An 11257-nucleotide genomic window follows, 5' to 3' on the forward strand; every position below is an offset into this window, starting at 1 on the left:
CTTCATGCCATTTCCTCCTGCGGCCGCGCGGGATGCTCCCTGCCGCCCAGCTTGAGCGCGGCTGCCCGCACCAGCACGAAGAAGAACGGGATGTAGAAGATCGCCAGGATCGTCGCGGTGATCATCCCGCCCACGACAGAGGTGCCAATGGCGATGCGGCTGTTCGCGCCCGCGCCGGTGGAAAGCGCGAGCGGGAGGACGCCGAAAATGAAGGCGAAGCTGGTCATCAGGATCGGGCGGAGCCTGACGCGCGCAGCCTCGAAGGCGGCTTCCATCACGCTGCTGCCGCGCTTTTCCGCCTGTTCCGCGAACTCGATCATCAGGATCGCGTTCTTCGCCGCCAGCCCCATCGTCGTCAGCAGGCCGATCTGAAGGTAGATGTCGTTGTCCAGGCCGCGCAAGCTGACGGCCACAACGGCACCTATGAGACCCAAAGGCACCACCAAAAGCACCGCAAGCGGAATCGTCCAGCTCTCGTAGAGCGCCGCAAGGCAGAGGAACACGACGATCAGCGACAGCGCATAGAGCATCGGCGCCTGACCCGACGACAGCCGCTCCTGATAGGACAGGCCCGACCATGCGACCGTCGTGCCGGGGATTTGGGCGGCGAGCTGTTCCATGCGATCCATCGCCTGGCCCGAGCTGTACCCGCTTGCCGCCTGGCCCGAGAATTCAAACGAAGGCAGGCCCTGGAAGCGCGACAGGCTGGTGGGGACCACCGACCAGCTCGTACTGGCGAAGGAGGAGAACGGCACCATTGCGCCGGTCTGCGCGCGGACGAACCACTGGTCGATGTCGGTGGGCTCGTCGCGGTACGGGGCGTCGCCCTGCACATAGACGCGCTTGACCCGGCCACGGTCGATGAAGTCGTTCACGTAGCGCCCGCCCCATGCCGTGGCCAGCGTGGCGTTGACGTCGTCCTGATCCAAGCCTGATGCGGCGATCTTCTGCTGGTCGACGTCGACCTTGAAGGTATCGACGTCCGGCAGTTCGGTCACCGTCACCGCGTTCAGCATCGGGTCGGACGAGGCCAGCTCGAGCAGCTTCGCGCGGGCAGCCGCAAATTCGGCCTGCGGCATCCCGGTGGCGTTCTGCAGCAGCATGGTGAATCCCGCCGACTTGCCAAGACCGCGGATCGAGGGCGGAACCTGCGCGACCGCCTTGGCATCGCGCAGGCTCTTGAACGCCTTGGTCGCCCGCTTGGTGATGGCGTCGGCGGTGTTCTCCTCGCCGCTGCGCTTCGCCCAGTCGGTCAGGTTGAGGAACCCCTGCCCAGTGTTCTGGCCCGAAGCACCGCCGCCGCCCGCATTGAGCAGCATGAGATCGACGTTGTCCTTCTCGTATTTCGCGAAATAGCGCTCGATCTCGTTCTCGACCTCCAGCGTGCGGCCCTGCGTCGCGCCGGGCGGCAGTTCGAAGCGGACGCGGGCGATGCCCTGGTCCTCGTTGGGCAGGAAACCGGTCGGCAGCATCACGAACAGGCCGTAAAGCGCGGCGGAAATCAGAGCGAACACTGCCAGCGAAGCCCACTTGCGCTTCAGCACCGTGCGCGCGCCGGAAAGATACCTCTGCGTGCCGTTCTCGATCGCGGCGTTGAACCTGTCGCCAATCCGGTGCAGCCGCGCAAGCGCCCCCTTGCGCGCCTCACCGCGGTGCTTCTGCCGCAACAGGGTGGCGGTCAGCGCCGGGCTGAGGATCAGAGCCACCAGCACCGACAAGGTCATCGAGGCGACGATGGTGAGCGAGAACTGGCGATAGATCACGCCGGTCGATCCGCCGAAGAACGCCATCGGCAGGAACACCGCCGACAGCACGACCGCGATCGCCACCAGCGCGACCTGGATCTCCTTCATCGACTGGAACGTCGCCTGCCTTGGCGTCAGCGACGGGTTCTCCTCCATCAGACGCTCGACGTTCTCGACCACGACGATCGCGTCATCGACGAGCAGCCCGATCGCCAGCACGAGCGCGAACAGCGTCATCGTGTTGATCGAGAAGCCCGCCAGATAGATGATCCCGAAGGTGCCGAGCAGCACCACGGGCACCGCAATCGCGGGGATCAGCGTGGCGCGCCAGCTTTGGAGGAACACGAACATGACGATGACGACGAGGACGATCGCCTCGATCAGCGTCTTGACCACCTCGTCCACCGACAGCGTGATGAAGTCGGTCGCATCGTTGGCGTAGGCGTACTGCATGCCCGGCGGGAAGGTCTTCGCCACCTTCTCCACTTCCGCCCTGACCATTTCGGCCGTCTTCAGCGCGTCCGCGCCGGGTGCCAGCGAAATCGCCATGCCCGCGCCGGGGTGGCCGTTCAGGCGGCTGACGGTCTGGTAGCTTTCCGCGCCCAGTTCCACGCGGGCGACATCGGCCAGCCTGATCGTCGCGCCGCTCGGCTGGGTCTTGACGATGATCGCGGCGAACTGCGCCGGGGTCTGGAGCCGCGACTGCGCGGTTACGGTGGCGTTGAGCATCTGCGTGCGCGGCTGCGGCTGGCCGCCGATCTCGCCCGCTGCCACTTCGGTGTTCTGCTTGCGGATGGCGTTGATGATGTCGGACGGCATGAGCTGGTAGCTCGCCAGCTTCTCCGGGATCAGCCAGATGCGCATGGCATAGGGGGCGCCGAAGACGTCGATGTCGCCCACGCCGCTGACCCGCGCGACGGTGTCCTGCACGCGCGAGGTCAGGAGATCGGAGACGTCCTGATTGGTGAGCCGGTCGGTCTCGTCATAGACAGTGACGATCATCAGCAGGTCGGGATTGGACTTGGTGACGCGCAGCCCCTGCTGCTGCACTTGCGTCGGCAGGCGGGGCAGCGCCTGCTGCACCTGGTTCTGCACCTGCACTTGCGCGGTATCGGGATCGACGCCCTTCGCGAACGTCGCGGTGATGACGGCCTGCCCGCGCGAACTCGACGTGGAGGAGAAGTAGAGCAGGTGGTCCACGCCGGTCAGCGTCTGCTCGATGACCTGCGTGACGCTGTTCTGCAGCGTCTCGGCATTGGCGCCGGGATAGCTGGCGCGAATGTTTACCTGCGGCGGGGCGACGTCCGGGTACTGCGCGATCGGCAGCCCGGCGATCGCGAGCCCGCCCGCAAGCATGGTGAGGATGGCGATGACCCAGGCGAGAATGGGCCGCTTGATGAAGATGCTCGACATGGCGGGTCAGGCGCCCTTCTTCGTCTTCTTGGGCGCCACCTTCTGCGGCTCGGATGCGGGCACGGGCTTCACGGCGATGTCCGGCCGGATATTGCCGAGGCCCTGGATGATCAGCCTGTCGCCGGGCTTGAGGCCCGAGGTGACGACCCAAGAGGTGCCTTGCGCGGAAGGCACGACGACCTTGCGCTCCACCGCCTTGTCACCCTCGACCACGTAGACGCTGGCGGCGCCCCGAGGATCGCGGCGCAGGGCCTGCTGGGGGATCAGGAAGGCCCTGGAATTGACCTGCTGGACGAAGCGGGCGCGCACGAACATGCCCGGCAGCAACACGCCGTCGGGGTTGGGGAACGATGCCCGCAAGGTCACCGTCCCGGTGGTGGGATCGACGATGACTTCGGAGAACGCGATCTTGCCGGGCAACTCGTAGTCGCTGCCGTCTTCCAGCTTCAACCGCACGGAGGCGTCGCCGGGGGTCGATCCATCGGCAAGCGCGCGGCGCAGGCGCAGCAGTTCCGCGCTCGACTGCTGGATATCGACGAAGACCGGATCCATCCGCTGGATCACCGCCAGCGGCTCGGCCTGATTGGCGGTGACCAGTGCGCCCTCGGTAAAGAGCGAGCGGCCGATGCGGCCTGAGATCGGCGCGGGGACACGGGTGAACTGGAGGCTGACTTGGGCCGAGCGCAGGCGCGCCTGTGCCTGCGCGACGGCGGCGCGGGTCTGGCGGGCCTGCGCCGCCGCGTTGACGTAGTCCTGCCGCGCCACCGCTTCCATGTCGGCGAGCGGCTTGTAGCGATCGGCGAGTTCCCGGGCGGAATCGGCGCTTGCCATCGCGCTGTTGCGGTTGGCCACGGCCTCGTCCACCGCCGCCGAATAGACGCGCGGGTCGATCTCGTAGAGGGTCTGCCCCTTGGTGACCAGGCTGCCTTCCTTGAAGAAGCGGCGGCGCACGATACCGGCCACTTGCGGGCGCACCTCGGACATCTGCAGCGCGCTGACGCGGCCCGCCAGTTCGGTGTCGACGGGCACGCTGGTCGGCTGGACGACCACGAAGCCGACGGTCGGCGGCGCCTTGTCCTTCTTGCCTTCGTCCTTGCCGCAGGACGACAGGAGCAGGCAGGCGGGCGCGAGGGCAAGCAGCCCGGTTCCAACGACGATGCGCGTCATCGCCTTACCCTTGAGCGCCGAAGAAGGGAAACAGGCCGAGGCCCAGCGAGGCGACGAGCATCAGCACGCAGATCACCGTCGCCCACTTGAGCGTGAACTTCTGGTGATCGCCGAACTCGACCCCGGCAAGGCCGACCAGCAGGTAAGTCGAGGGGACCAGCGGGCTCAGCAGGTGCACCGGCTGGCCGATCAGCGAGGCGCGGGCCATCTCCAGCGGCGCGATGCCGTAAGCATGCGCCGCGTTCGCCGCCACCGGCAGGACGCCAAAATAGAACGCGTCGTTTGAAATGAAGAACGTCAAAGGCAGGCTCGCCAGCGCCACGATCGGGGCGAGGAACGGACCGGCCTGCGGCGGGATGAGCGCGAGGAGGCTGTTGGACATCGCCTCGACCATGCCGGTCTCGCCCAGGATGCCGGTGAAGATGCCCGCCGCGAAGATCAGCGAGACGACGGCGATGACGTTGCGGGCATGACCGGCGATCCGCGCGCGCTGGTCCTCGAGGCGGGGATAGTTCACAAGAATGGCGATGGCGAAGCCGATCATGAACATGATCGAGAGCGGCAGCACCGCGAAAACCAGCCCGGCGAGCAGGCCGATCGTCAGCAGCGCGTTGAACCACAGCAGGCGGGGGCGCTTCAGCGCGGCGTCGGCCGTGTCGGTCGGCTCGATGAGCCCGGCAGGGACGGCGCTTTCGGGCAGGCGCGCGCCGCCGGTCGCCGCGAGGCGTGCACGCTCGTGCTTGCCCAGGATATAGGCGAGCGCAATCACGCCCAGCACGCCGATCGCCATGACCGGGATCATCGGCATGAAGACCTCGCCCGGCTCGACATGCAGCGCACTCGCCGCGCGGGCCAGAGGGCCGCCCCAGGGCGTGAGGTTCATCACGCCGCCCGCAAGGATGGTCACGCAGGTGAGCTTGAGCGGGTCCATGCCGATGCGCCGGTAGAGCGGCAGCATCGAGGCGACGGTGATCATGTAGGTCGTCGAACCGTCGCCATCGAGCGAAACCACGGTGGCCAGCACCGCCGTGCCGACCAGGATCTTCACCGGGTCGCCGTCGACAACCTGGACGATGCGCCGCACCACCGGATCGAACAGGCCCACGTCGATCATCAGACCGAAATAGAGGATCGCGAACATCAGCATGATGCCCGTCGGCGCCAGCTTGGTAATGCCGGCCAGCATCATGTCGCCCAGCTCCTTCCCGCCGAACCCCGCGACGAGCGCGAAGACGATCGGGATCAGGGTCAGCGCCACCAGCGGCGACAGCCGCTTGAGCATGATGAGGGTCATGAAGGTGACGACCATGCCAAATCCGAGCACGGTCAAAAGTGTATCGCTTGCCATCTTAGCCTGCCGCTCCCTGGTCGGCGCATCGGCGCGCGACCTTATCGGTTGTGGTGTGCCGTTCTGGCGAGAAATCCTGTCAGCGAGCCGTCATTGCAGCGCAGCACCATCAAAAATCGTGCGGCCCGCCGCAATGTGCAGGCGAATTGCCGGCGTAATCCTTTGATTTTCTCCCGCTCTGTTCGCTATCGAGCAAACAAGCGGAAACATTTTTAGTGATGCTGCAGCGCAATGATGGCTGATTGACAGGATCAGCCGCGAAAAGGGCTCATCCAATATGCGTTTGGGAGCGCATGCCCGGCACGCCATCAAGAGAAAGGCGCCGGGAGGGGGAGAGGAGCTTAACACGATGTACGGCCAGCCGGATTCCGCCGATCTGTTCAACGCCAGCCGCAGCAAGGTTTCGTTTGCCGCACGCAAGGCCAGGGCGCGCCTTGCGTTGCTGTCCTGTGTCGCGGTGGGTGCATGGCATCCAGTCATGGCCGAGGCCCAGACAGTGACGCCGCCGGACCAGACCGTCGCGATCGCTGGTCCGCAGATCCCCGGAGAGTCGTCGACCAGAAGCGTGCTGATCGAAAAGACGAAGAAGAAATCGAAGAAGTCGGTCACCTTCGAAAACCCGGCCGAAGACGGCACTTTCGGTGACATGGGGCCGTTCTTCGGCTTCTCGACCTTCAACGGCCGCGAGATCACCGGTTCCAACAATTTCCGCGACATCTCCTTCCGCCAGTTCCCGATCGAACTGCAGAAGGAAGTCGGCTACCGCAGCTTCTACGGGGCGGACCAGGTCGAGGGCGCGCTGTTTGGCCTCACCACCAGCGAGGCGCTGCGACCGCTCGACCTCAAGAAGGCGCGCTTCCAGGCCGACCTCAGGGGCATATACTCGTCCTACGCCGACCGCTCCGGCCAATCGCCCGGGCGCAGGCTTTCCGCCTCCTACGTCGATCAGTTCGACACCGGGATCGGGCGCATCGGTTTCTCCGCCGGCGTCATGCTGAACGATTCCTTCCTGCCCAAGGACTTCTACAAGGGCACCACCGCCGTGAAGCCGTGCAACAGCATAGGCCCGACCGCGAGCGGCAACTGCACGTACGATCCCAATTCGACGAATGCGCTCTACTTCCCGACGGGTTCGCACACCTTCCGCCAGCAGCGCTCCGACGAAGAGCAGCGCGCCTATTTCGCGACGATCCAGTGGCAGCCCAACGAGAAGTGGGACATCATGATCGACGGCGAACGGTCCAGCCGCATCCAGTCGCGCTATCGCAGCGAATTCGCGCTGACCGAAGGTTTCCGCTCGCTCACCCCGCTGGAAATCGCCCCGAGCGGCGCGCCGCTGCGCTTTTCCGGCGAGACCAAGCTAGAATCGCTGGGCTTCGCCCGAACCCGTGACGAGAAGTACACCGGCTACGGCATCAACGTGCGGTTCCGTCCGACCGAACGGCTCGAAATCCGCACCGATCTGTCCTATTCGCGCACCGAGCGCAGCCAGACCGACATCTCGGCCAGCGCCTCGACCAACGACCTGGTCGGCCCCGGCGGCCGCATCGGCTACACGCTGGACCTGAGCCATGGCGGCGTCCCCTATATCGAGTTCGCGACACCGATCGATCTGAGCGATCACAGCCTGTTCACCGCCTCCGCCGCCGCAAGGCGCGGGCGCGACACGCGCAGGGATGCGATCAAGGCCTGGCGCACCGACGTCATCTACGAGCTTGGCGGCCTGCTCGAAACGATCCGGCTGGGTGCCCGCTACTCCGAGCACAAGCGCCATGGCCAGTTGCTGACCTACCAGAGCGACGGCATCCCGGAAGCGAACGTGCAGGCCGGCAACGCCAGCTGCCGCCGCGGCCCGATCACGACCGACTTCCTCGCCGACAGCGGCACCAACATCAACAGCTGGGCAGTATTCGACCCGGCCTGCCTCTACACCGCCTTTACCGGCAACACCGACTACGACATCCCTCTCGCCCGAAAGTCGGGCGGCGAGCAGGACGTCTCGGAAAAGATCCTTGCCGGCTACATCATGGGTAACTTCAAGGGCGAGCTTGCCGACCTGCCGGTCCACGGCAACATCGGTCTTCGGGTCACCCAGACCCGCCGCACGACGCGGGTGGCGCGCTATACCGGCAGCCCCGATCCGATCATCGACCGCTCCGGCTCGCTCGTGGACTTCCTGCCGAGCGCCAACGTCGTCGTGGAAGCGGGACGCGGGCTGGAGATCGAAGGCTCGGTGTACCGCACGCTCCTGCGCAGCGCGATCGACGGGTTCAACCTGCGCCGCGTCATCGCCGGTCCTTCGGGCACGATCGAGCGGCAGGACCCTGTCAAGGCATGGAACATGGACCTTTCCCTGCGCTACAGCCCCGCGCCGGACACCGCGATTTCGCTCGATGCCTACTACAAGTTCCTAAGCAGTTCGGCCTGGCCGGGTGACCTCATCATGCCCGGCGGCCCGGTGCTGAACCCGGCGCTGCGGGCAGACAGCCTGAAGAAGTCCTATATCCGCGGCGCCGCCGTATCGCTGCGCCAGACCTTCTCGATGCTGCCCGCGCCGCTGGACGGACTGGCGCTGGAGGCGAGCTATTCCTTCACCGACAGCAACTTCCGCTTCAACGATCCTTCGGCCACCGACCCGGCCAATCCGCTCTACCTGTTCGTGCCGCCATCGGGCGTACCGGGCCTGTCGAAGCACGCGGTCAACCTGTCGGGAAGCTGGGAAAAGGGCAACTTCGGGATCGGCGCGACATACGAGTATCGCTCGGGCTTCCTGCGCCCCACCGGCCTGACGGCCAACCGTGTGCTGGGGCCGACCAACTACCTCAACGCCTACGTATCATACCGGATCGACGATCACATGCAGCTTCGCCTGGCGGCACTGAATCTGACGAACGAACACGAAGTGCTCTACCGCCCTGTCGCCGATGCCGCTGCGCAGACCAGCTACTTCGGCCAGACATTCTCGCTGAGCCTGAAGCTGCGGTACTGAATTGCTCGTCACCCCCGGATCCTGATCTCGACGGCAAAGCCGTGCCGATCGTCGAGGATCCGGGCATCGCCGCCATGGGCCAGGGCGATAGCCCGCACCATTGCCAGCCCAAGCCCGTGCCCCGGCGTCGAACGCGCCGCTTCCGCGCGGGCGAAGCGGTCGAACAGGCGGGCTCTGTGCTGCGCCGGAACCCCCGGCCCGTCGTCGGCGACGGTCACCTTCACCCCGCCCTTTACCCGTTCGCCGCTGATCGTCACGCCGGTGCCCGCAGGCGTGTGCCGCAAGGCGTTGTCGAGCAGGTTCGCAAGGGCCTGGTTGAGAAGGCGCCGGTCGCCCTCCACCTGCATCTCCTGCACCAGTACGAGGTGCAGCGAACGCCCACTGTCCTCGAAATCGGGGCGATAGCTCTCCGCCATCCTTTCGAGCAACGTGGAGAGGTCAAGGCGTTCGCGCGGAAGCCGCTCGCTCATGCCCTCGATCTCGGCGATGCGCAGCAGGGCGGAGAAGATCTCCAGCAGTTCGGCTGCCTGCGCGCGGGCGCTTTCGAGCCGTTCCGATCGGACCTCCTCATCGCTCTCCTGCGCGGCCTGGTCGAGGCTGGAACACAGCCGGGTCAAAGGCGTGCGCAAGTCGTGCGCGACGTCGCTGGAGACTTGCCGCAAGTTCTCCATTAGCCCCTCGATACGGTCCAGCATCGCATTGAGAGTGCCCGCGAGCCGGTCGAATTCACTGCCCGATCCGTCACGCGGGACGCGCCGGGCAAAGTCGCCGCCGATGATCGCCCGCGCGGTCGCGTCGATGCGCTCCAGCCGGTGCTGCGTCAGCCAGCCGATGATCCCGGCAGCGACCGCGCCGACCACCAGCAATGCTGCAAGGGCCGCTGCGAAAAGGGCAGCAAGCGTGCGGTCGATCTCGTCGAGGCCGGAACGGTCGGCTGCAACCACCAGCATGCCGCCCGCCACTTTCGTCGTCAGCGCCTGCGCAATGCCGGTGTCCGGCTCGCCGGGCTTGCGATAATGCAGGAACTCCTCGAACCCGACTTTCGAAGGCACTTGCGCCTGCAGCTTTCCCGCGACCCGGTTCCCTGCCTCGTCCACAAGCAGGTAGTCGAGGCTTGCAGTGGACCGGGATGCCTCGCGCCGCTCGATGGCGGAGGCGATCGCGGGCAGTCCGTGCCTGTGCGCCTCCGCCAGCAACCCCGCGGTCTCGGCGGAGATGCGGTGGTCGAGCTGTTGCTCCAGCGCCTCGTGCGTGACTTCATACGAGATCGCCCCGATCCCCACGATGGCCAGCGCGAAGACGAGACCGACGATGGCGACAAGCCCGGTCGTCGTCTTCCATGCCTTCCCCAACATCACAGTATCCACATCATCCGGGCCGCATCATGTAGCCCGAGCCGCGAACGGTCTCGATCGCGTCCTCCTCGAACCCGGCGTTCAGCTTGGAGCGCAACCGGCTCATGTGCGTGTCGACGATGTTGGTCTTGGGATCGAAGTCGAAATCCCACACCCGCTCCAGCAGCATCGTGCGCGTCACCACCCGGCGCGGGTTGCGCATCAGTTCGGCCAGCAGGCTGAATTCGCGCGGTTGCAGGGCCACGCGCCTGCCGCCCCTCTCGACCGTGCGGCTGTCGAGGTCCAGCACGATGTCGCCGACGCTGAGCCGCCGCGCCTCGATCCGGGCGTGGGTGCGCCGCCCCAGCGCATTGATCCGCGCGCTGAGTTCGGAGAATGCGAAAGGTTTGACGAGGTAGTCGTCCGCGCCCGCCTCCAGCCCGTTCACCCGGTCGGCGATGCTGCCGAGCGCGGTAAGCATCAGCACCGGCGTCGCATCGCCGGTCGCCCGCAGCGCCTTGAGCAGCGAGAGCCCGTCGAGCCCCGGCAGCATCCGGTCCACGACGACGACGTCGAACCCGCCACCGGCGGCATGGTATAGCCCCTCGGTCCCGTCCGAAGCGAGCATGACGGCGTGGCCCGCCTCCTCCAGCCCCTTGGCGATGAAGCGCAGGGTGTCTTGGTCATCTTCGACGATCAGGATTCGCATGCTGCCAGCCTAGCGCGCCTGCGCCCCGCCGCGCCAGCCACCTCCGAGCGCGCGGAACAGTGTTACCTCTGCCTGTGCGAGCGCCATGTCGCTCTGCACCCGGGCGAGCCGGGCGGTGGCGAGGGTGCGCTCCGCATCGACCTGCAGCAATCCTGCAGCATCGCCATAGCGCACGCGAGCGGCGGTGCGCCGTGCATAGGCCTGCGCCTGGCTCGCTGCCTCGGCAAGATCACGGTTGCGGCGCATCTCCGCATCGTAGCTGGCGAGGCCGGTCTCGACCTCGCGCAGCGCCTTGAGCATAGCGACGTCCCACCCGGCCAGCGCCGCCTGTTCGAACGCGAGGGCCTGCGCCATCTTTGCGCGCGCCGGGGCCATGTTGGGGAAAGCCCAGCTGATCAGCGGCGAGGCGACCGCATCGAACCCGCCCGCCAGCAGGCCGAGCGCGCCGCCGAGATTGACTTTGGGATAGAAGTCCGCCCGCGCCACGCCCACCCGGGCGCTGGCGGCGGCCAGCTTGCGCTCCGCCTCGCGCACGTCGGGGCGGCGCAGCAG

8 protein-coding genes are annotated in these 11257 nt (G+C 66.5%); 1 reads left to right on the forward strand and 7 read right to left on the reverse strand.

Annotated features, from left to right (window positions below):
- Window positions 1–2 precede the first annotated feature (2 nt).
- The 4 genes from HWN72_RS18080 to HWN72_RS18095 all read right to left on the reverse strand — a co-directional run bounded on the left by HWN72_RS18080 (window position 3) and on the right by HWN72_RS18095 (window position 6282).
- The gene (locus HWN72_RS18080; protein ID WP_036528391.1) at window positions 3–3158 is read right to left on the reverse strand and encodes a multidrug efflux RND transporter permease subunit; all 3156 of its coding nucleotides are present in this window, start codon (window positions 3156–3158) and stop codon (window positions 3–5) included.
- 6 nt (window positions 3159–3164) lie between these two features.
- Entirely contained in the window at window positions 3165–4325 is a 1161-nt protein-coding gene (locus HWN72_RS18085; protein ID WP_036528393.1) for an efflux RND transporter periplasmic adaptor subunit, read from the reverse strand.
- 4 nt (window positions 4326–4329) lie between these two features.
- On the reverse strand, window positions 4330–5673 hold the full coding sequence (locus tag HWN72_RS18090) for a CitMHS family transporter (protein ID WP_069709467.1): 1344 nt from the start codon (window positions 5671–5673) through the stop codon (window positions 4330–4332).
- A gap of 90 nt (window positions 5674–5763) precedes the next feature.
- Window positions 5764–6282 carry a hypothetical protein gene (locus HWN72_RS18095; RefSeq protein ID WP_155986478.1) on the reverse strand — a complete coding sequence of 173 codons (519 nt, stop codon included), beginning with the start codon at window positions 6280–6282 and terminating at the stop codon, window positions 5764–5766.
- On the opposite strand from HWN72_RS18095, the gene HWN72_RS18100 reads away from it, so the two are divergent.
- The gene (locus tag HWN72_RS18100; protein ID WP_211150920.1) at window positions 6239–8662 is read left to right on the forward strand and encodes a TonB-dependent receptor domain-containing protein; all 2424 of its coding nucleotides are present in this window, start codon (window positions 6239–6241) and stop codon (window positions 8660–8662) included. The genes HWN72_RS18095 and HWN72_RS18100 overlap by 44 nt on opposite strands.
- An 8-nt stretch (window positions 8663–8670) precedes the next feature.
- Here HWN72_RS18100 and HWN72_RS18105 read toward each other — a convergent pair whose 3' ends face one another.
- The 3 genes from HWN72_RS18105 to HWN72_RS18115 all read right to left on the reverse strand — a co-directional run.
- Entirely contained in the window at window positions 8671–10017 is a 1347-nt protein-coding gene (locus HWN72_RS18105) for an ATP-binding protein (RefSeq protein ID WP_211150921.1), read from the reverse strand.
- 13 nt (window positions 10018–10030) lie between these two features.
- Window positions 10031–10705: a response regulator transcription factor gene (locus tag HWN72_RS18110; protein WP_008830052.1), complete on the reverse strand. Its 675-nt coding sequence runs from the start codon at window positions 10703–10705 to the stop codon at window positions 10031–10033.
- A 9-nt stretch (window positions 10706–10714) separates the two neighbouring features.
- Window positions 10715–11257, reverse strand: a 543-nt coding sequence (locus HWN72_RS18115; protein WP_211150922.1) for a TolC family protein, incomplete at its 5' end; no start/stop codon positions are given.

The sequence above is a fragment of the Novosphingobium sp. HR1a genome, from assembly GCF_015594425.1.
GTDB classification, from domain to species: Bacteria; Pseudomonadota; Alphaproteobacteria; order Sphingomonadales; family Sphingomonadaceae; genus Novosphingobium; species Novosphingobium resinovorum_A.

Coding starts and splice junctions, on each gene's coding strand:
- HWN72_RS18085 (WP_036528393.1), bottom strand. CDS start 4,325: ATGACGCGCATCGTCGTTGGAACCGGGCTGCTTGCCCTCGCGCCCGCC.
- HWN72_RS18110 (WP_008830052.1), bottom strand. CDS start 10,705: ATGCGAATCCTGATCGTCGAAGATGACCAAGACACCCTGCGCTTCATC.
- HWN72_RS18105 (WP_211150921.1), bottom strand. CDS start 10,017: ATGTTGGGGAAGGCATGGAAGACGACGACCGGGCTTGTCGCCATCGTC.
- HWN72_RS18090 (WP_069709467.1), bottom strand. CDS start 5,673: ATGGCAAGCGATACACTTTTGACCGTGCTCGGATTTGGCATGGTCGTC.
- HWN72_RS18080 (WP_036528391.1), bottom strand. CDS start 3,158: ATGTCGAGCATCTTCATCAAGCGGCCCATTCTCGCCTGGGTCATCGCC.